This is a genomic window from Corynebacterium sp. UMB4614, assembly GCF_030217065.1.
GTDB lineage: Bacteria > Actinomycetota > Actinomycetes > Mycobacteriales > Mycobacteriaceae > Corynebacterium.
The window spans coordinates 162,156-181,358 of the sequence record NZ_JASONC010000002.1; the positions used below are offsets into that span (position 1 = coordinate 162,156).

A 19,203-nucleotide genomic window follows, 5' to 3' on the forward strand; every position below is an offset into this window, starting at 1 on the left:
TTTTTGTCAAGAGCTAGGGCTTGTCTTTAGCCTTCTTGGCCACCGATGTTCTTATCGCCGTCGGTTTTCCGGCGGCGCTGCTTAGCGCGAGCGCGGCGATCATCGACGATGTCCTCAAGATCCGCCTTAGGCCATTCCTCGACGCCCGTGCGTAGGCGCTGCTGGGCGGCCTGGGCCTCCGCAGAACGGTGTGCCTCCTCGCGACGGGCGGCCGCGAGCGCGCGCTGCAATGGATTACGGCGGAACAGGACCCACGTGATCATCACGAACAAGATCGTCATGCCGATCGCACCAATGACCAGGCCATAAGAAGGCGGGCCGGCCGGGTCGGTGACCGGGCGGGATTGGCGCATCCAAATCGCGAACACGCTATACCACCAGCCCACGCCTGCGAAAGCCCAGTTGACCCACGCAACCAACCAGGATCGCGAGACGATCGTTCCGATGGTCAGCATGACGCCGCCCAGGACGGCGAGGGTGGCGTACACCCGTTCCGGCATGGTGATTTGGAATTTCTGTGCGGTCGGCGAGTTGAAGAGCACATCGATGCCCAGCACGTCCCGGGAGTGCGGCAGGAAGAGGGAGACGAGCACCAACATGAGGCCGAGAGCCATGAACGGCAGCTGCTGGCGGTAGTCGACCATCTTCGCGGCCTTTTCCTCGGCGGCTGTGAGGTCGCCCCGGTAGGCGGCCAGCGGATCCTTGCCCTGCGTGTCCTCGGTGGCGCCGGCTACGCCGGGCTTGCTTTCCTGCGGTGAATCGGCGGAATTCGCGTCGTTCTTTTTAGTCACAGCCACACCCTTCGTGGACGTTCTTGGGCGCCGCGGTTGCATCAGCCTGGGGCCTAATACCGATGGTTGGCACGCCGAGGCTCACCCCGATCGGCGCGGTGGTCGGGGTCTGGCCAGCACCCGACATGTCGCCGGCCTTGGTCAACCGGTGGTTGACGAGTGGGCCGTCCGCAATGAGGAAGAACGGACGGGCGTCGGTAATCGTGACTTCCACTATATCCCCAGGACGAACGTCCTCGCTTGGGGTGAAGTGCACGAGCCGACCGTCCCGAGCACGGCCCGACATGCGGTGGCGCTGGGCGTCCTTGCGGCCACCGGTCTCCTGGACCAGCAGTTCCTGGGTCGTTCCCACCAGCTCCTGGTTGTCCTCGGCCTGGATGCGCTCCTGCAGCGCGATGAGGCGCTCGTAGCGCTCCTGCACGACGGCCTTGGGGACCTGGTCTGGCATGCTAGCTGCCGGGGTGCCGGGGCGTGGCGAGTACTGGAAGGTAAATGCGCTGGAGAAACGCGCCTTCTCGACGACGTCGAGGGTCGCCTGGAAGTCCTCCTCCGTTTCGCCGGGGAATCCCACGATGATGTCGGTCGTGATGGCCGCGTGTGGAATGCGTTCGCGGACCTTGTCCAGGATCCCCAGGAATTTCTTCGAGCGGTAGGAGCGACGCATCTCCTTGAGGATGCGGTCGGAACCCGACTGTAGCGGCATGTGCAGCTGGGGGCAGACGTTGGGGGTCTCTGCCATCGCATCGATGACGTCGTCGGTGAATTCAGCAGGGTGAGGGCTGGTGAAGCGCAGCCTCTCGAGACCTTCGATCTCGCCGCAGGCGCGCAGCAGCTTGGCGAATGCGCCCCGATCTCGTTGCAGGTCCTCGTCGGCGAAGTTCACGCCGTAGGCGTTGACGTTCTGGCCCAGCAGGGTGACCTCCTGCACGCCCTGGTCCACCAGCGCCTGAACCTCAGCGAGGATCTCCCCCGGCCGGCGGTCCTGCTCCTTGCCTCGGAGAGAGGGCACGATGCAGAAGGTGCAGGTGTTATTGCAGCCCACGGAGACCGATACCCAACCCGAGTAAGCGGATTCCCGCTTTGCCGGGAGCACGGAGGGGAATTCCTCGAGGGAATCGAGGATCTCAACCTCTGCCCGCTGGTTGTGGGCGGAACGCTCCAGCAGAGTGGGCAGCGAGCCGATATTGTGGGTGCCGAAGACGACGTCCACCCAGGGGGCGCGGTCGACCACCACGTCCTTGTCCTTCTGCGCCATGCAACCGCCAACGGCGATCTGCATGCCGGGATTGCGATCCTTCATGGGCTTGACCATGGCGAGCGTTCCGTAGAGCCGGTTATCCGCATTCTCCCTCACCGCGCAGGTATTGAAGACGAGGACGTCTGGTTCCTCACCGTCCGCCGCAGGTTGGTAGCCCGAGTCCTCGAGGAGCCCGGAGAGGCGCTCGGAATCGTGAACGTTCATCTGGCAGCCGAAGGTGCGGACCTCGTAGGTGCGCTGTTCGAGCTGCTCAGATGCGGAAGTTTTCTTCTCCATAGCGTGAGTCACGTGTGCAGATCCTACCCCCAGGGCGGGGGCGAACACGAACCGTGTCACGTTCGCCACTGCCCCGCCCGCCGGCACCCCGCGCTAACTAGATTTGAGCTCGGCGAGCTGTTGATCCAACGCCTCACGGGCGTAGGCCAGGCTGGTGCCCGCGGGAAAACCGCGGCGGGCAGCGACCCCCACCACTCGCTTGAGGAATTTAGTGTATTCCGCGCGGTCCGCAGGCACGGCCCGAATGCTCGCGGCCTTCTTGTCGATCAGTCCACGCATGATCGCGTCCTGATCCTCCTCGTCGACGAGCTCCACAGCAGCCTCGATGTGTTGCTCGGCGACCCCCTTATCCCGCAGTTCGCGGCGCAGCACAGCGACAGATTTCTTTTGATTCCTGCTTCTTTGCTCGACCCAGAGCCTCGCGAACTCGCCGTCATCGAGCATGCCGTTGCGCTGGCAGCGCTCGACGACTTCCCTGACGAGTTCCGGGGCATAGTCCTGCTTGAGTAGCCGCTCCTCGAGCTCCGCCACCGAGCGCGGGCGATGGTTGATGAGGCTTTGCGCCCGGTTGACAACCGGGGCGAGAGCCTCCTCCTTCTCCCGATCGACGAGCGGGCTACCGCTCCCCTGCGTCCAGGACGCGATTGCCCGCCGCAGCGCGGCAATCTTCTGTTCCCGGCTCTCCGGGGCACCCCCGGCTGTAGCCCAATGGTCGTCTGCGTTGCCTTCAGTCACAGCGGGGCCTAGTTCTCCGTCTCGACGTCTGGGTCATCGAAGTTCGGAACCACGTCGATGGGCTTATCCTCATCGGCGATGGGCTCGTCCTTCGCCTTGGCGTAGGGGCCAACCTTGAGCTCTTGCATGATGCGATCCTCTAGCTGTTCGGCCAGCTCGGGGTTGGACTTCAGGAACTCGCGGGCCTTTTCCTTGCCCTGGCCGAGCTGTTCGCCCTCATAGGTGAACCAGGACCCCGACTTCTTGATAATCCCGGCGTCCACGCCGAGGTCGAGGATCGAGCCTTCCCGAGAGATGCCCTCGCCATAGAGGATGTCGAACTCCGCGATCTTGAACGGTGGCGAAACCTTGTTCTTCACGATCTTCAACCGGGTGCGGTTACCCACCACGTCCTGGCCGTCCTTCAGTGCCTGGATGCGGCGGATGTCGCAGCGAACGGAGGCGTAGAACTTCAGGGCCTTACCACCGGTGGTGGTCTCCGGAGAGCCGAACATCACGCCGATCTTCTCACGCAGCTGGTTAATAAAGATCGCGGTGGTGCCGGTCTGGTACAGCGCGCTGGTCATCTTGCGCAGCGCCTGGCTCATGAGTCGAGCCTGGAGACCCACGTGAGAATCTCCCATTTCGCCGTCGATCTCCGCCTTGGGGGTCAGCGCCGCCACGGAGTCGATGACCACCACGTCGATCGCGCCAGAACGCACCAGCATGTCCGCAATCTCGAGGGCCTGCTCGCCCGTGTCCGGCTGGGAGACCAGCAACGCATCCGTATCCACGCCCAAAGCCTTGGCATACTCCGGGTCCAGCGCGTGCTCGGCGTCGATGAAGGCTGCAATGCCGCCGCCCTTCTGAGCTTCAGCAATGGCGTGCAGCGCGACGGTGGTCTTACCCGAGGATTCCGGCCCGTAAATCTCTACGACACGGCCACGCGGGAAGCCTCCGATACCCAGAGCAACATTGATGGCGATATTGCCCGACGGGATTGCGCTAATGGGTGGGCGATTGTCATCGCCCAGTCGCATGATCGCCCCCTTGCCGAAGTCCTTCTCGATCTGGGCCATTGCTAGATCGAGAGCCTTGGAGCGATCCTTCTGTGCCGCCGTGGTGGCCTTCTTCTTTGGTGCCATGACACCCTCCTCGTTTTCGCGTCTGTGTTTTCGTTCTTGTCTTAATCAGTTCAAGCCGACAACGTGGCGTCACCTCGCCCCGCGTCCGCGCGGCGAGGGCGAAAGCTATTGTCTTCCGCTTGGGGCTAGTTTTATCACCCGCAGCGGACACCGACCTCGCCCACCTGCGCTCGCTGTGGGCAGCGATGGCGGCTATCCACAGGAACATGAGGTACTGGCACGTTGTTCGGATTTAGTTATAGGACACCGGGCAGACACGCAGCGCGCCACCCACCACCTCGAACCACATTACACGAACCTTTGTTCGATTTATTCGAACGGCGCGCCGCACGCTTTTAGCGTTTGCCCGCCCCCCTCACACCACCGGGAAACGGCGCGAATGAGTCAAAAGCCTTTTCCTCCCTTAGGGCTCAGTCATCCTCCCCGAGCATCCGCTCTTCGGGAATGTCGAAGTCGCGGCAGAGCTCCCACCACACATTTCGTGGCTCTTCACCAGCCTCGATCGCCTCCTCGGCGGTCTTCCCCAGCCTGGACAACACGTGGCTTTCCACGATCCAGCCACCGTAGGTGGCGCCAAACTCACCCGCGATAAGCCGGTCAAACTCGGTTCTCCTCATGCTCGGACGCTAGCACAAAAATAGTTGAACAAAATGGGAAGCTTTGTTCAATGACTTGTTAATATGTCCATCGATGAAAACTCTCAATGTTCGCGATCTGGGCGCGATCGTCGCATTCGCCGCCCTGACCATCGCACTAGGCGCAGTAACCATTCCAGTCGGCTTCACCGGTGTGCCGATCGTCCTCCAGAACATGGGCGTTATCCTCACCGCCATGATTCTCGGCTGCCTCCGTGGCGGGCTATCCATCAGCCTGTTCGTCGGCGTCGGCCTCGTGGGCGTGCCGAACCTCGCTGGGTGGAGCCCGACGATTTCCGCGATTTCCGGCCCCAGCATCGGCTACATCGTGGGCTATATCTTCGCAGCCTTCATCGTTGGTGCAATCTCTCAAGCAATCCTCGGCCGCCGCAACCGCACTGATCAACCCGGACAGAGCTGGTCTTCCATCGTCGGGCTGACAATCGCGGGTGTGATCGGTATGGCCGTGATGTACCTTTTCGGTTCCGTCGGGCTGATGTTCCGGCTCGGCCTGGATTTCCCGGGCGCCCTGGTGTCCAACACTCCGTTCATCCTTCCCGACCTGATTAAGTGCGTCGCCGCGGCTGTCATCACCTTCGGTGTCTTCCGCGCGGTACCTCACCTGGTTCCGGCCGCGAACCTGCGCTCCCGCAACTAGATTTCCCTCCCCCCCCCATGCCTCTCATCGAGTTCCGCGACCTTACCTTGCGGGGTATCGGCCGCTCCCCCGACGCCCCGCCCATTCTCGATTCGATCAGTCTCCGGCTCTCCGAACACCGCATCGGCATCATCGGCGCCAACGGCTCCGGGAAGTCTTCGCTGGTGCGGTGCATCAACGGGCTCAACATTCCCGACGAGGGTGAAGTCACCGTCGATGGACTCTCCACCGCCAAGCGCGCCGGCGAGATCCGCCGCCAGGTGGGCTTCCTGTTCTCCAACGCGGATAACCAGATCATCATGCCCACCGTGGCTGAGGACGTCGGGTTCTCCCTGCGCGGCAAGAAGCTGAGCCGCCAGGAGAAGCGCGCCGCGGTGGCCGAGATTCTCGACCAGCTTGGGCTGGCGGGCAAGGAAGAGCAGTCACCCCACACCCTCTCCGGCGGAGAGAAGCAGCTCCTTGCGCTGGCGTCGATCCTCGTGATGAACCCGCGTCTCATCATCGCCGATGAGCCGACCACGCTACTCGATCTGCGCAACCGCCAACGTATCGCCCGCACGCTGGCGTCATTGGAGCAGCAGCTGATCGTGGTGTCGCACGACCTGGAGCTCTTCGAAGGCTTCGATCGGGTCATTTGGATCGACGATGGTCGCATTCGGGCCGATAGTGCCGACGAAGATTCCGTCACCACTGTGCTCTCGGATTACCGGACGTGCATGCTGTGAGACTGCCCCGCATCAATACCGCGGCCCCGGTTCTGTACATCCCGACGGGCTCGGTCATTCATAGGCTTCCCGCCGGAGCGAAGCTCACTGGTCTCATTGCTTTTCTCGTGCTCGCCGCCATCTTCGCCAAGACTCTGGTGGCTGGCGCGGGCTGTGTGGTGGCCGCGGTTGTCGCTTACGCTCTGGCGAAGATCCCCTGGCGCACCGCGCTACGCCAGCTCATCCCGATTCTCATCATTCTGCTGGCTTTCGGCGCGCTGACGTGGTGGCGCAGCGGTCTGAACGAAGCCCTGGTGCGTTTCCTAGTGCTGTGGGCCTCGGTCTCCGTAGCCATCCTGTTGACGATGACCACCAAGGTCTCCGACCTCCAGCGCGCCGTGGAACGGGCACTCGCCCCGGCTGCTACCATCGGCCTGCCGGTGGACAAGATCTCCCTGGCCATCAGTCTGACGATCCACATGATCCCCCTGCAGCTGCGCACCATCAACGAGGTCGTAGAAGCACAACAGGCCCGTGGCGGAAAGTTTTCCGCCCGGGCCTTGGGCATCCCCCTGGTGATCCGCACCCTGCTTCGCGGCCGGGAAGTCGGCGAGGCGCTGCAGGCGCGCGGGGTGGGCGACTAAGCGCCCACGAGGAAGGGTTTAGTTGCCTTCGCGCAGCTGACGCATGCGCTCGGCAACGGCGTCCGCATTCGGCTGCGCCTGCTGGTCGGCAGAGTGTGCAGTGCCAGCCGACCCGGAAGTGCTGGCGTCGATGGACTTCTGAGCCGAACCGCTGATCTGCCCCTGCTCCTTGCGCATCTCCGAGCGGATCTGTTCCAAACGGGAGTGCCCCGCGAGCTGGGTGCTGGCTTGGTTGATGTCCGCCATGCGCCCCTGCACCGAGTTCTGGGCGAGCTCCGCCTGGCCCAGCGCACGTGCGTAGCGACCCTCGATCTTCTCCCGCACCTGGTCGAGGTTCGGCGAGGAACCGGATACGGCCTGGTTCATCGACTGCAGGGATTCCGCGACCTTCTCCTGCATCTTCGCCTGCTCCAGCTGGCTGAGCAGCTTGGTGCGCTCGGCCACCTTCTGCTGCAGCTGCATGGCGTTGCGCTCAACTGCCTGCTTGGCCTGGTTGGCCTGCTGCAGCGACTGGTCGTGGAGGCCCTTGAGATCCTCTACGGACTGCTCCGCTGTCACCAACTGGGCGGCGAAGGCCTCAGCGGCGTTGTTGTACTCCGCAGCCTTGGCCGCGTCGCCATTGTTCTGTGCATCGTCCGCCAGCTTCAACGCCTGGCGAGTATTGTCCTGGAGCTTCTCCACCTCAGCCAGCTGGCGGTTGAGCTTCATCTCCAGCTGGCGCTGGTTACCGATGACCGCTGCTGCCTGCTGAGACAGCGCCTGGTGCTGGCGCTGAGCTTCCTGGATGGCCTGCTCGATCTGGATCTTCGGATCCGCATTCTCTTCAATCTTGGAGTCGAAGAGAGCCATGAGGTACTTCCACGCCTTAGTGAAGGGATTTGCCATGCGGCCTGCACTCCTTGGGGATAACTATCGACAAAATTTTTGCCCGCCCCGTGGGAGACGAGCCTCATCTGCGCTAATTTTAGCAGCATCCGCGCTGCCAATAGTGCTTAGTTCACGCGCGCCATCGACGAAGCCAGCTCTGCCGCTGCCGCGTCAAGGGTCATCATGGACGCCGCTTCGAGGATCGCCGAAGCAACGCTGATTCCCATAGCGTGGCACACGCTCGCGAGCAGCTCGGAGGAAACTTCCTTACGCCCCCGCTCCAGCTCCGAAAGATAACCGGGGCTGACGTTGGCGAGCTTAGCCAGCTCGCGGAGGGTGAATCCTGTCTGCCGACGCGTATCCCGCAGCGTCGCGCCGAGAGCTTCGCGCAGCAGCGGCTCGTCACTGGGTGCCATCGGCATGGAGGCATCCCAGTTCTGCTCCAATACGTGTTCCGCGCTGAAGTCATCCAGCTTGTCCGCCGAGTGGGCTCGCTGAGCGCTCCCGCGGGAAGTCTCTGGACTGCGCGAGGGGGAATCTAGCAGCAAAATATTTTCTACCATCATTACCTCTAACGATCCTGGCGGACTATTTGTTCCCGTCGCCGGCGATCCCGAGGATCATCTCCAGCGCACCATTCACAGCGAGCTGTCGGATCACGGCGCGTGACCGGGTTCCGAGATCCAGGGTACGTACGGTCGTTCCCCCGGCTCCTGCGGGCGCTGACAACCCGATATGCACCTCGCCGACCGAATGGCCGTCCTGCCCATCCGGCCCCGCCACACCAGTCAGCCCGATGCCAATGCTCGCCCCGCAACGCTGCGCCGCACCCTTGGACAGCTGGACCGCCACCGCAGGGTCGACGGGGCCGCGCTTGCGCAGCAACTCCCGGTCCACCCCCGCCAGCGTGGCTTTGAGGTCTGTCGCGTACACCACCAGGCCACCGCGCAGTACAGCTGAGGCCCCCGGAGTATCGGCGATGCATGCGGCGAGCATTCCCGCAGTGAGGGATTCAGCGGTGGCCAGTGTCCAGCCTCGTTCCCGGCAGGTGTCGATCACCTGGGCGGATAGCTCCGCCGCCTGCGCGCGGAGCGCTTCCAGCGAGTTTTTCCCAACCTGCTGCACGATCCTGCCCAGCCCTCTCGACTAGTTCTGTTTCCGGGAGTCCACCATGTACTGCAGTCCAGTCACCACGGTGACCGCGACAGCCACGGCCATGACCCCGTGCCCGATCCAGGCGACGGCACCTGCCAGCGGCATGATGTACAGCGCGACGGCAAGCGTCTGCAGCACGGTTTTGAGCTTCCCACCCTTGGATGCCGGGACCACCAGCCCGCGCCGGGCGAGAACCAGCCGCCACAGCGTGATGCCGAGTTCGCGGACGACGATGACCGCAGTGACCGTCCACCACAGTTCGCCCAGCAGGTTGAGGCTGATGAAGGCCGCAAGCATCAGCAGCTTGTCGGCGATCGGATCGGCAAGCTTTCCGAAGTCCGTGATCACCTCATACTTGCGCGCGAGGTACCCGTCCAGCTGGTCGGTCACCATCAGCAGCAAGAAGACGACAAGCGCCCACCAACGGTCCGCTCGAGCGGCGGCCTCGTCCGGCCACGCCCCTGTGCCCGCGATCGCCCACAGGAAGATGGGGATCAGCAGGATGCGAATGGTCGTGAGAACGTTCGGCACGTTAAAGCGACGCACAAAACGACCAAATGCGCTCAGCGTATCTGGTTGCGTGTTCCGCTCCACTGTTGTCTCCACGCTGGTAATTCTACCTACCTGCGGGATCTTTACCGAAACCGGCATCGCTTGCATGCGTAGGTGCTGGCTCCTCGGTCACCCCGGCCTGTTTCTGCTGGGCCTTCTTCCCCACCGTGAGGCTCAGCACCGTCGTAATGGCCAGCGTCAACACGATGAAGATCAAGGAGAACTCGACCGACACCTCCGGGACGGAAACGTTGCCGCCACCGTTGATGAACGGCAGGTTATTTTCGTGCAGCGCGTGCAGTACCAGCTTCACGCCGATGAAGGCGAGGATGATGGACAGCCCGTAGGAAAGGTAGACCAGCTTCTCCAGCAGCCCATTCAGCAGGAAGAACAGCTGTCGCAGCCCCATCAGAGCCAGTGCATTGGCGGTGAAGACGATGTAGGGCTCGCTGGTGATGCCGTAGATCGCGGGAATCGAATCCAGCGCGAAGAGCACATCGATGAAGCCGATGGCCAACAGCGCGACGAACAGCGGGGTCACCACGAGGCGCCCCTTGCCGGAAGACTTCTTCTTTCCTTCGACGTCGCCGGTCGCACCGCCCTCCCGAACGAAGAGGCGGTCCGAATGAACCTTGTCCGTCACCGGCACTGCCTTGCGCAGGATCCGGATGATCTTCATGTCGTTGAGGTCGGTCTCCTCGGCGCCGGTGACCTCGTCGTAGGCCAGCTTCGCGGCGGTCCACAGCAGGAAGATGCCGAAGAGATAGAACACATCGGACCAGCGTGCGATCGCAGCCGCGCCGAGCCAGATAAAGATGCCGCGCAGGGCAAGTGCCATGAGGATGCCGGCGAGCAGTACCTTCTGCTGGTACTTCCGCGGAATCTTAAACGTGGTCAGGATCAGCGAGAAGATGAACAGGTTATCGACGCTGAGCGCCTTCTCGGTGATGTAGCCGGCGAAGAACTCCAGCCCGTGTTGGTGAGGATTGCCCGGCTCGCCCCAGGTGAACCACAGGAACACCCCGAAGGCCATCGCCAGGCCGACGTAAAACGCCGACCAGAGTGCGGACTCCTTCAGCGTCGGCTCGTGCGGTGTGCGCACGTGCGTAAGAAAATCGAAAACAAAGAATCCGAGCACCACGACAATCGTGATGATCCAGGTTAAGGCGTTAACTTCCATTGGTTCCTCCGGCCCTTAAAGCGTGTTCAATGACCGGAGGTCTCCCCCGCCAGGCGTCAACGCGACCTGACCGGAGTGGCCGGGTGAGCGCCACGCCGGCAGGGTTGAGGCCTGCTCGCCGCCGCTCCGCCGTGTTGACGACCGACTCCGTGGATTGGGGTACTCCCCTCCATCGGGAGCAATGCTACACCAGCGAGCAGACAAGGTCCGCACCACCCGCCGGGGCGTCCCCGCAGGCGTGCCTTAGAAAGCCCCCGAGGGCGGGCTGGCGGGAATGACGCGCGTCTGAGTGTCGTCGTCGCCGTCGTTACCAGCCGAATCCTCGCCGGACGTCGTCGGCGGTGCCGCGTTCTCGGGGGCCTCCGCACCTTCGTCCTCGTCGAGCACGTCCTTCGGGGCATCCTCTGGGTCGGCGCCCTTGATCATCCAGATGATGGTCTCGAGCTCCTCCGGCTTGACCAGCACCTCACGTGCCTTCGAGCCCTCGGATGGCCCAACGACACCGCGGGTCTCCATCAGATCCATGAGGCGGCCGGCCTTGGCGAAACCGATGCGCAGCTTGCGCTGCAGCATGGACGTCGAACCGAACTGCGACGTCACGACCAGCTCGACTGCCTGGATGAGGTCCTCGAGGTCGTCGCCGATGTCGGCGTCGATGTTCTTTTTCGCCTCGGCGGACTTATCCTCGGTGACTCCCTCCGTGTAGTCCGGCTCAGCCTGCGCCTTAGCTGCCTCGACGACAGCGAAGATCTCCTCGTCGGTGACGAAGGCTCCCTGCATGCGAATGGGCCGCGGAGCACCCTGCGGGATGAACAGCCCGTCGCCCATGCCGATGAGCTTCTCGGCGCCTGCCTGGTCGAGGATCACGCGGGAGTCCGTCAACGAGCTCGTCGCGAAGGCCAGCCGCGACGGCACGTTCGTCTTGATCAGGCCCGTGACGACGTCCACGGACGGGCGTTGGGTCGCCAAAACCAGGTGGATGCCGGCGGCTCGCGCCTTCTGGGTGATGCGGACGATGGCGTCCTCAATCTCGCGCGGGGCGGTCATCATGAGGTCAGCGAGCTCGTCCACCACACAGACGATGTACGGGTACGGACGGTATTCGCGCTCCGAGCCCAACGGGGTGGTGATCTCCCCGGACTTGACCTTGCGGTTGAAGTCCTTGATGTGACGCACGCGGGTGGCCTTCATGTCCATGTACCGCTGCTCCATCTCCTCCACCAGCCAGGTCAGCGCGGCGGCTGCCTTCTTCGGCTGGGTGATAATCGGAGTGATGAGGTGCGGGATGCCCTCGTATGGAGTCAGCTCCACCATCTTCGGGTCGATGAGGATGAGGCGGACGTCCTCTGGCGTGGCGCGGGTGAGCAGGGAGACCAGCATCGAGTTCACGAACGCGGACTTACCCGAGCCGGTGGAACCGGCAACCAGCAGGTGTGGCATCTTCTGCAAGGAGTGCCCCACGAAGTCGCCCTCGATGTTCTTGCCCAGGCCGATGAGCATCGGGTCCTGGTTGGCCACGACGTCCGAGGAGCCCAGCACGTCGCCGAGGCGAACCATCTCGCGGTCGGAGTTCGGCACCTCGATGCCGACGGCGGATTTACCCGGGATCGGGGTCAGCAGCCGGACGTTATCCGTGGCCACCGCGTAGGCGAGGTTGGACTGCAGATTCGTGATCTTGGAGACCTTCACGCCGGGGCCGAGCTCGATCTCGTAGCGGGTGACCGTCGGGCCTCGCTGGAAACCGGTGACGTGGGCGTCGACGTTGAATTCCTCGAAGACCTCCGTGATCGCGTCGATCATCCGGTCGTTGGCGTCGCTGCGTTCCTTCGCCGGCTCGCCCGGGATCAGCAGTTCGGTGGACGGCAGGACGTAGCTGCCCTCTGCCCCCTGCGGTGCGGCTGGGGACGAGGACGCCGCCGACGCGGTGGCGTCCCCGTTTTCGTTCTGCTCCTCGGTCTTACCCGCAGCCAGTGCGGCAGCGTCGATGCCGGAGCGAGCGACGATAGCCTGGCGCATGGCCTCGCGGGACTGGTTGACAGCCTTGTCTCCTGCCGCGCGCTCTTCGGCGTGGCTCCGCCCGGCAGCGGGCTCGGCCTGCGGAGATTCCTCGCGCGCCGCGGGGATCGCGGAACGCTGTTGGGCACGAGCGGGCTTGCGGCGTGGCGTGCCCTCCTCCGGGCTAGCGGCGACATCGAGCACCGCGGTCTCATCCGTATCGGAGACCAGTGGGAGTGGCTCATCGATATCATCCAGGACGGCTGGCTCGGACTGCCGTGGCGCGGCGGCTCGCGGCGCCGGGGCGCTGCGGCGGCGGGCTCGGCGGGCAGGCTGCGCGGGCTCCTCCTCCACCGGGTAGTTAGCCGCCGGGGACTTCTTCCGGCTGCGGGTTGGCAGGAAGTAGTCGTCTTGATCCACGGCCTCATCGAGGCGCTGGTCGATTTCGCCGTACGGATCGTCGTCGTACTCCTCCGAATCCCGGGAGAAGCGTTCACGCAGCGCGTCGAACGTGCCCTCGAGCCCCAGCCAGGAAACGGATCCGGCGAAGAACTCGGCGACCGTGCGGCCGGTGAGCTGCAGGGCACCGTAAATCATGATGAGGAACAGCAGCGGAACGGCAACGTAATTACTGAAGCCCACGGACATCGGCGTGCCGATGAACTGTCCGACGATGCCGCCCGCTCCAGCCTTATCCGCGGTGCTGGTCGGAAGACCAGCGAAGATGTGAATGATCCCCAGCAGGGATCCGGCGACAAGACCCACGCCGAGGCCGCGGCGCAGGTCAGAGCTCTGCGTCGTGCGAACTCCGAACATCAGGATCCAGGCAAGCCCCAGCAGGACGACCGGGACGATGTACGCCCCCACACCGATAGCCCAGGTCAGCGCGTAGGCGATGCCTTTGCCGACCGCGCCAGCAACGTTGAACCACAGGGTGGCGGCGAGAATGATCGCAACACCGCCGCTGACGAGCGCCGGGCCGTCGAAACCGCCGCCGATCTGGCGTGGCCCCTCCTCGTCGAACTCATCGCCGTCGAACTGCGTGTCCTCGACCGGCGCCATCTCCTTCGCCGCCTGCTTCTTGCGTCGGGGACGCCGCGGCTGGGTGCCGTCTTCGTGCTGCTGAGAGGCCAAACCTTCTACTTTCTTCTTTGACGTGCGGGCTTGTGGTCGGTGCGCGGCGAATTCGGCTGCGTCTGAGTCCTCGCTCTCATGCCGGGGGCGCCGGAGCGCGCCACCGATTCCGCTGGCTACCGAGTCCGCGATCGTTTTGATGCTTCCGCCCACGGCACGGTAGGCACTGCCCGTCCTACCAAACTCCATGTCGGAGGCCGAACTACCCGATCGCGCGGTCTTGGCCGTCGACGCACCGGGGTCGACGGAGAGGTCCTCGTCGATCCCCATGCGTGGGGCACGGCGCCTCGCAGCTGGGCGAGAATCCCGCTGACCGGGGCGGGAGGGAGAGCGCCGGGAGCGGTTGCGGGAGGGCGACGTGCCGGGACGGTTTCTGACAGACATGTCCGCCATATTAGTCCCAGTAGTCACATGTTTAACACTTTCAACACGCCTCGCAGTGGGTTTCCTGGCGAGAATCCCGGTTATCCGGGCACAGAGCTCCCCTCCCCCACCGCCCCGCGGGGCGACATAAGGACGGGGACGAAAAGGCAGACCGGGCCGTGGGTCACCGCGTGTGTCACGGCGAGCCCCCGGCCCGGTCAGCCAGTTCAGTCGTTATTGAGCAGGCACGGACGGTGCGTCCTCCAGCTCCTCAACGATCTCGCTGGTCATCGGAACCACGGTCGGAACGATGAGCGGCTTGCGGTTCCACTTATCGGAGACGTGGCGGGCGAGACGACGACGCAGGGTCTGAGCCATGCGGTAAGGGTTATTTTCCCCCTCACCGGCCAGATCCATCATCACGTCGTCGGCGATCTCGCCGAGCTCCTTGAGCAGGTCCTTGGCATCCCCAGAGAAGCCTTTGGCCTGGATGTGCGGGGCCTCCAGCGGACGGCCGGTGCGGTTGTCGATCACCACGGATACGGCGATGAGGCCACCCTCGGCCATCGCGGTGCGGTCCTCGAGGGTATCCGCGTCCACGTCGCCCATGCGGGTGCCGTCGACGTACAGGTTGCCCACGGTGATCTGACCCACGACCTTCGCATGCCCGTTGTGCAGGTCCACGACCACGCCGTTCTGGGCGAGCGGGACGTTCTTCGGGTCCACGCCGGTGGAGATAGCCAGATCGCGGTTGGCGCGCAGGTGGCGCCACTCGCCGTGCACCGGCATCGCATTGCGCGGGCGCGCTGCGTTGTACAGGAACAGCAGCTCCCCTGCCAGGCCGTGACCAGAGGTGTGGACGTTGGCGTCGCGGCTGGTGACCACCGTCGCGCCGATCTGCGACAGCATGTTGATCACGCCGAACACTGCCTCCTCGTTACCCGGGACGAGGGAGGAGGAGAGAATGATCAGGTCGCCGCTGCGGACGGTGATCTGGCGGTGCTCCCGGCGTGCCATGCGCGACAGCGCGGCCATCGGCTCGCCCTGGGTACCGGTGGTGATGAGAACCACCTTGTGCGGAGCCATGCGGGAGGCCTCGTCCATGGAGACGATGGTGCCGCGCGGGGCGTTCAGGTAGCCCATGCGCTCTGCGATCTCCATGTTGCGGATCATCGAGCGCCCGGTGAAGGCCACCTTGCGGTTCGCCGCGACCGCCGCGTTCACGGCCGACTGAATGCGGGCCACGTTGGAGGCAAAGGACGCCAGAATCACGCGCTGCTTCGCGGCGCAGATCAGTCGGGTCAGCGTCGGGGCGACGTCCGCCTCGGAACCGGAGAATCCCGGGGTTGCGGCGTTGGTCGAGTCGCAGAGCATGAGGTCCACGCCCTCGTCGCCGAACCGGGACAGCGCCGGCAGGTCCGTCGGACGGCCGTCGATCGGGGTCTGATCGAGCTTGATGTCGCCGGTGTGGATCACCAGGCCGGCCGGGGTCTTCAGCGCGATGCCCAGGCAGTCCGGGATGGAGTGGTTGACGTTCCAGAAGCGCAGGTCAAACGGGCCGTAGTTCACGTGCGACTGGTCGTTGACCTCGACGATCTTCGGGCGCTGGCGGTGCTCCTGGGTCTTGGCCTGGATGAGCGCTGCGGTAAAGCGAGAGGCAACAATCGGGATGTCCGCGCGCTGCTTGAGCAGCCACGGGATCGCACCGATGTGGTCCTCGTGACCGTGGGTGATCACGAGAGCCTCGACGCGGTCCCACTTATCGTCCAGGTAGGAGAAGTCCGGGAGGATCAGGTCCACGCCCGGCTCGCCGCTGGATGGGAAGAGCACGCCACAGTCGATCAGCAGCAGGCGACCGTCGTACTCGAAGACGGTCATGTTGCGGCCGATCTCGGAGATACCGCCGAGGGCAACGATGCGCAGCCCACCCTTGGGCAGGGCCGGTGGCTCTGGGAGGCGCTTGGTCAGGTCTGCACCCTGCATGGCCTGCAGCGCACCGCGACGACGGTCGCCACCGCGGCCACGGCGGTTGTTGCCATTGCGGCCGCCGGACTTGGACTTGTTTCCGCCGCGACCGGAGTTGTTCTGGCCACCGCGGTTATCGCCGCCCTGCTTATCGCCGTTGTTGGAGCCCTTGGAACGGCCATGGCCACGGGAGCGGCGGTTGCGGGAACGGCTCCCGCCGTTCCCGCCGTTGTTATCGCCACCGTTGTCGCCGCCGGAGCGCTTGCCGCCCTTGCCGGAGCCCTCGCTGGCGCCGGAGTTCTGGGCTGCCTGCTGGCCGCCGTCGTTGAAGACGGTCGCGGCCTCAGCGTTACTCACGCGGTTCTTGTCGGCGCGTTCGCGCTGCTGCTCAGCGCTCGCGTTCCCCGCATCGGATTGTGCAGCAGTTTCCGCGCTCGGCGGAGCCGCCTTTCGGGTTACCTTGCGTCCCCGAGAACGATTTTCAGTCATATTATCCTTTTAAACCCCTGCGTCCTGCAGGTCTTGTTCCAGCTGATCCAGTTCGGCTGGGTCTACTTCCAAAATTGGTAGGCGCGGTGCACCAACGTCCTTGCCGCGCAGCTTCAGAGCCGCCTTCACCATCGTCACTCCCCCGAGGCGCCCCTGGGCCCGCTCCAGCGGGGCCAGGCTCGCCGCGATCTGCTGAGCGCCCGCCAGGTCGCCCTGGTCGTAGGCCTCACGCAGAGCCCGCAGCTTGTCCGCGGCCAGGTGCCCGATCACGGAGATGAAGCCCGTCGCACCGACCGAAAGGAACGGCAGGTTCAGCGGGTCATCGCCGGAGTACCAGGCCAGGTCCGTGTTCTGCAGCAGCTGCAGCGCCTCCGGAAGCTTGCCCTTGGCATCCTTGACGGCCTGAATATTCTCGTGCTCCGACAGCCGCTGGATGGTGTCCATCTCGATGGGGACGACCGACCGGGACGGAATGTCGTAGAGGCAAATCGGGAGATCGACGCTGTCCGCGACCGCAGTGAAGTGCTGAAACAGCCCCTCCTGGCTCGGTCGGGAGTAGTACGGGGTGACGACGAGCAGCGAATCTGCGCCGGCGTCCTGCGACAGCCGGGAGAGTTCGATAGTGCTCGCGGTGTTGTTCGTGCCAGTGCCAGCGATCAGCGTGACGCTATCGCCGAGTTCAGCGCGAACTGCCTTGAGTAGGTTGATCTTCTCCTCGTTGGTCGTGGTTGGAGATTCTCCGGTCGTACCAGCGAGAACGAGAGAATCGCAGCCTTTATCAACCAGGTGCCCGGCGAGCTCGACGCCCGCCTTCAGGTCGATAGTCCCGTCCTTGTGGAATGGCGTCACCATTGCCACAGAGACCGTTCCGAAGTGTTCAGCACCACGAATTGCTGCATTACCTGTACTCATAGGTGTAAAGATTACCTTTCTTCACCAGGTTTGTGGTTATTTGCCGCTCCCCGTGTCTTGTTTCGGGGAAAACGTTTTCCTGTTTCCGACGACTCCAGCACCGCGAACTAGATATCGCTGACGTAGGGACTTGTGGCGATCTGGGTCTTATCCCGCAGCTCGGTGATCGAGAAGTCTTCGAAAACCTCCGGGGCGATCGACTGGAGCTCAACGAGGCACGCAATCGCCACCCGGCGAATCTCCGGATCGGCGTGCTCGGTTGCCCGCATGGCGATGAAGTGTCGCCAGCTGCGGAAGTTACCGGACATGACGAAGCGGGTTTCCGCCGCGTTGGGCAGGACAGCACGTGCCGCCTGTCGGGCCTGTTTGGCGCGCAGCGCGGCATTCACCCTCGCGCTCGCTCCGTCATCGAGATTCTCGTTGAGGCTATCCAGGATTTCGGTATAGGCGCCGTGCGCGACGTCCGCCGCCTGGAGAAAGAGTCTCTCCAGGTCGGGGTTTTCCTGCACGCTGCGTGGCACAACCACCCGCGCCTCGTCATCCGGGACGTAGCGCTGGGAAAGCTGGCTGAAGGAGAACATTCGGTGCCGCATGACCTCGTGGGCACAGGAGCGAGACACGCCACGCAGGTACATCGTGGCGCTGGAGTGCTCCAGCACCGCCAGGTGGCCCACGTCCATGATGTGGCGGAGGTAGGCGGCATTCGTCGCGGTGTGCGGATTGGGCTTATCCCAGGTCTCGTAGCACGCGCGCCCAGCGAATTCGAGGAGAGCGGACGGGCCATCGGTATCCGTTTCCCAGTCGATATCCGGCGGCGCGTGGAATTGGGTGTGCCCGATGAGCTGGACGTCGAGTTCCACCGGTGTTGCCATAGCGTTCGTCGCCCGAGCCCTAGTCCAGACCCAGGAACTTCTCGAGGCCGATCGTCAGCCCAGGGTTCTCGGCGATCTTCTCCACGCCGATGACCACACCCGGTACGAAGGACTCGCGGTCGTAGGAGTCCTGGCGGATGGTCAGAGACTGCCCGCGGGTACCGAAAATGACCTCTTCGTGCGCCACCATGCCGGTCATGCGGACCGCGTGGACGGGCACCCCCTGGACGTCGCTGCCTCGTGCGCCGTCGAGGGACTGGGCGGTGGCGTCCGGCTGCTCCTCCAGCCCGGCCTCGCCGCGAGCTCGGGCGATCCCCTCGGCGGTGTGCACCGCGGTGCCGGAAGGAGCGTCAAGCTTATTCGGGTGGTGGAACTCGATGACCTCGGCGGATTCGAAGAATGGTGCGGCGATTTCGGCGAACTTCATCGTCAGCACCGCGGAGATGGCGAAGTTCGGGGCCACCAGCACACCGACCTTCGGGGCATCCTGCAGCAGGCTGCGGACCGTCTCATAGCGTTCCTCGGTCCAGCCGGTGGTACCGACGACCGCGTGGATGCCGTTGCGGATGCAGAACTCCACGTTGCCCATCACGGAGTCCGGCTGGGTGAAGTCCACGACCACGTCGGTCTTGGTGTCCACGAGCTCCTGGAGGTCATCGCCGTGGTCCAGGGCGGCGGAGAGTTCCAGGTTCGGGTTCTGCTCCACCTCGGCGACGATGGTGGTGCCGACGCGCCCCTTGGCGCCAAGTACTCCTACGCGGATCATAACCTTTCCTTCCTGCCGAAGCGTGCTTGGCAATAGTGTCTGTGAAGCCCCGACCGGTGGCCGGGCGTTGCTGATATCAAGACTAATAAGACGAAGCGGGCACCGCGTGATGTGGTGCCCGCTTCAAG

Annotated in this window: 18 protein-coding genes; 3 read left to right on the top strand and 15 right to left on the bottom strand. The window is 64.1% G+C overall.

The features are described 5' to 3' along the window. Nucleotides 1–26 precede the first annotated feature (26 nt). The 5 genes from QP413_RS01845 to QP413_RS01865 form a co-directional block, all read right to left on the bottom strand. Complete coding sequence (locus QP413_RS01845; protein ID WP_148811671.1) at nucleotides 27–791, bottom strand: hypothetical protein; 765 nt, start codon at nucleotides 789–791, stop codon at nucleotides 27–29. Next, entirely contained in the window at nucleotides 784–2,325 is a 1,542-nt protein-coding gene (miaB, locus tag QP413_RS01850; protein WP_284780337.1) for a tRNA (N6-isopentenyl adenosine(37)-C2)-methylthiotransferase MiaB, read from the bottom strand. The genes QP413_RS01845 and miaB overlap by 8 nt, the downstream gene beginning before the upstream one ends. 93 nt (nucleotides 2,326–2,418) lie before the next feature. Next, nucleotides 2,419–3,060 (bottom strand): recombination regulator RecX, encoded by a 642-nt coding sequence (gene recX / locus QP413_RS01855; RefSeq protein WP_284780288.1) that lies wholly within the window; start codon nucleotides 3,058–3,060, stop codon nucleotides 2,419–2,421. An 8-nt stretch (nucleotides 3,061–3,068) separates the two neighbouring features. Continuing rightward, nucleotides 3,069–4,184 carry a recombinase RecA gene (gene recA, locus QP413_RS01860; protein ID WP_070759023.1) on the bottom strand — a complete coding sequence of 372 codons (1,116 nt, stop codon included), beginning with the start codon at nucleotides 4,182–4,184 and terminating at the stop codon, nucleotides 3,069–3,071. 410 nt (nucleotides 4,185–4,594) lie between these two features. Next, nucleotides 4,595–4,801: a DUF3046 domain-containing protein gene (locus tag QP413_RS01865; RefSeq protein WP_070760753.1), complete on the bottom strand. Its 207-nt coding sequence runs from the start codon at nucleotides 4,799–4,801 to the stop codon at nucleotides 4,595–4,597. 43 nt (nucleotides 4,802–4,844) lie between these two features. On the opposite strand from QP413_RS01865, the gene QP413_RS01870 reads away from it, so the two are divergent. Genes QP413_RS01870 through QP413_RS01880 form a run of 3 tightly spaced genes read left to right on the top strand, consistent with a single transcriptional unit; the run spans nucleotide 4,845 to nucleotide 6,825 of the window. Beyond that, nucleotides 4,845–5,477 (top strand): biotin transporter BioY, encoded by a 633-nt coding sequence (locus QP413_RS01870; protein WP_284780289.1) that lies wholly within the window; start codon nucleotides 4,845–4,847, stop codon nucleotides 5,475–5,477. Nucleotides 5,478–5,494: 17 nt separating this feature from the next. Continuing rightward, a complete protein-coding gene (locus QP413_RS01875; protein ID WP_148811661.1) occupies nucleotides 5,495–6,202 on the top strand; it encodes an energy-coupling factor ABC transporter ATP-binding protein in 708 nt (235 codons plus the stop codon). Then, on the top strand, nucleotides 6,190–6,825 hold the full coding sequence (locus tag QP413_RS01880; RefSeq protein WP_070760759.1) for an energy-coupling factor transporter transmembrane protein EcfT: 636 nt from the start codon (nucleotides 6,190–6,192) through the stop codon (nucleotides 6,823–6,825). Before QP413_RS01875 ends, QP413_RS01880 begins: the two co-directional genes overlap by 13 nt. Nucleotides 6,826–6,843: 18 nt before the next feature. Here the strand turns inward: QP413_RS01880 and QP413_RS01885 are convergent, their stop codons facing one another. The 10 genes from QP413_RS01885 to dapB all read right to left on the bottom strand — a co-directional run bounded on the left by QP413_RS01885 (nucleotide 6,844) and on the right by dapB (nucleotide 19,075). Continuing rightward, nucleotides 6,844–7,710, bottom strand: a complete 867-nt coding sequence (locus tag QP413_RS01885; protein ID WP_284780292.1) for a PspA/IM30 family protein — start codon at nucleotides 7,708–7,710, stop codon at nucleotides 6,844–6,846. Between the two features lie 107 nt (nucleotides 7,711–7,817). Then, nucleotides 7,818–8,258 (bottom strand): helix-turn-helix domain-containing protein, encoded by a 441-nt coding sequence (locus tag QP413_RS01890; RefSeq protein ID WP_070759029.1) that lies wholly within the window; start codon nucleotides 8,256–8,258, stop codon nucleotides 7,818–7,820. 22 nt (nucleotides 8,259–8,280) lie between these two features. Beyond that, complete coding sequence (locus QP413_RS01895; protein WP_284780295.1) at nucleotides 8,281–8,817, bottom strand: CinA family protein; 537 nt, start codon at nucleotides 8,815–8,817, stop codon at nucleotides 8,281–8,283. A gap of 21 nt (nucleotides 8,818–8,838) precedes the next feature. Continuing rightward, on the bottom strand, nucleotides 8,839–9,453 hold the full coding sequence (gene pgsA, locus QP413_RS01900; RefSeq protein WP_070759031.1) for a CDP-diacylglycerol--glycerol-3-phosphate 3-phosphatidyltransferase: 615 nt from the start codon (nucleotides 9,451–9,453) through the stop codon (nucleotides 8,839–8,841). Nucleotides 9,454–9,463: 10 nt separating this feature from the next. After that, on the bottom strand, nucleotides 9,464–10,579 hold the full coding sequence (locus tag QP413_RS01905; RefSeq protein ID WP_148811655.1) for a TerC family protein: 1,116 nt from the start codon (nucleotides 10,577–10,579) through the stop codon (nucleotides 9,464–9,466). 243 nt (nucleotides 10,580–10,822) lie between these two features. Continuing rightward, nucleotides 10,823–14,101, bottom strand: coding sequence for a DNA translocase FtsK (locus tag QP413_RS01910; RefSeq protein ID WP_284780338.1), 3,279 nt, complete (start codon nucleotides 14,099–14,101; stop codon nucleotides 10,823–10,825). A gap of 204 nt (nucleotides 14,102–14,305) precedes the next feature. Further along, entirely contained in the window at nucleotides 14,306–16,525 is a 2,220-nt protein-coding gene (locus QP413_RS01915; protein ID WP_284780297.1) for a ribonuclease J, read from the bottom strand. Nucleotides 16,526–16,534: 9 nt separating this feature from the next. After that, nucleotides 16,535–17,437, bottom strand: coding sequence for a 4-hydroxy-tetrahydrodipicolinate synthase (gene dapA / locus QP413_RS01920; protein ID WP_070759035.1), 903 nt, complete (start codon nucleotides 17,435–17,437; stop codon nucleotides 16,535–16,537). Between the two features lie 107 nt (nucleotides 17,438–17,544). Continuing rightward, nucleotides 17,545–18,309, bottom strand: a complete 765-nt coding sequence (gene thyX, locus QP413_RS01925; protein ID WP_070759036.1) for an FAD-dependent thymidylate synthase — start codon at nucleotides 18,307–18,309, stop codon at nucleotides 17,545–17,547. 19 nt (nucleotides 18,310–18,328) lie between these two features. Continuing rightward, nucleotides 18,329–19,075 carry a 4-hydroxy-tetrahydrodipicolinate reductase gene (dapB, locus tag QP413_RS01930; protein ID WP_070759037.1) on the bottom strand — a complete coding sequence of 249 codons (747 nt, stop codon included), beginning with the start codon at nucleotides 19,073–19,075 and terminating at the stop codon, nucleotides 18,329–18,331. Nucleotides 19,076–19,203 lie beyond the last annotated feature (128 nt).

Bases quoted from the DNA above. Each gene is read 5' to 3' on its own strand.
- miaB (WP_284780337.1), bottom strand. From the start codon at position 2,325: ATGGAGAAGAAAACTTCCGCATCTGAGCAGCTCGAACAGCGCACCTAC.
- recA (WP_070759023.1), bottom strand. From the start codon at position 4,184: ATGGCACCAAAGAAGAAGGCCACCACGGCGGCACAGAAGGATCGCTCC.
- QP413_RS01865 (WP_070760753.1), bottom strand. From the start codon at position 4,801: ATGAGGAGAACCGAGTTTGACCGGCTTATCGCGGGTGAGTTTGGCGCC.
- QP413_RS01875 (WP_148811661.1), top strand. From the start codon at position 5,495: ATGCCTCTCATCGAGTTCCGCGACCTTACCTTGCGGGGTATCGGCCGC.
- QP413_RS01885 (WP_284780292.1), bottom strand. From the start codon at position 7,710: ATGGCAAATCCCTTCACTAAGGCGTGGAAGTACCTCATGGCTCTCTTC.
- QP413_RS01890 (WP_070759029.1), bottom strand. From the start codon at position 8,258: ATGATGGTAGAAAATATTTTGCTGCTAGATTCCCCCTCGCGCAGTCCA.
- QP413_RS01905 (WP_148811655.1), bottom strand. From the start codon at position 10,579: ATGGAAGTTAACGCCTTAACCTGGATCATCACGATTGTCGTGGTGCTC.
- QP413_RS01910 (WP_284780338.1), bottom strand. From the start codon at position 14,101: ATGGCGGACATGTCTGTCAGAAACCGTCCCGGCACGTCGCCCTCCCGC.
- QP413_RS01915 (WP_284780297.1), bottom strand. From the start codon at position 16,525: ATGACTGAAAATCGTTCTCGGGGACGCAAGGTAACCCGAAAGGCGGCT.
- dapA (WP_070759035.1), bottom strand. From the start codon at position 17,437: ATGAGTACAGGTAATGCAGCAATTCGTGGTGCTGAACACTTCGGAACG.
- thyX (WP_070759036.1), bottom strand. From the start codon at position 18,309: ATGGCAACACCGGTGGAACTCGACGTCCAGCTCATCGGGCACACCCAA.
- dapB (WP_070759037.1), bottom strand. From the start codon at position 19,075: ATGATCCGCGTAGGAGTACTTGGCGCCAAGGGGCGCGTCGGCACCACC.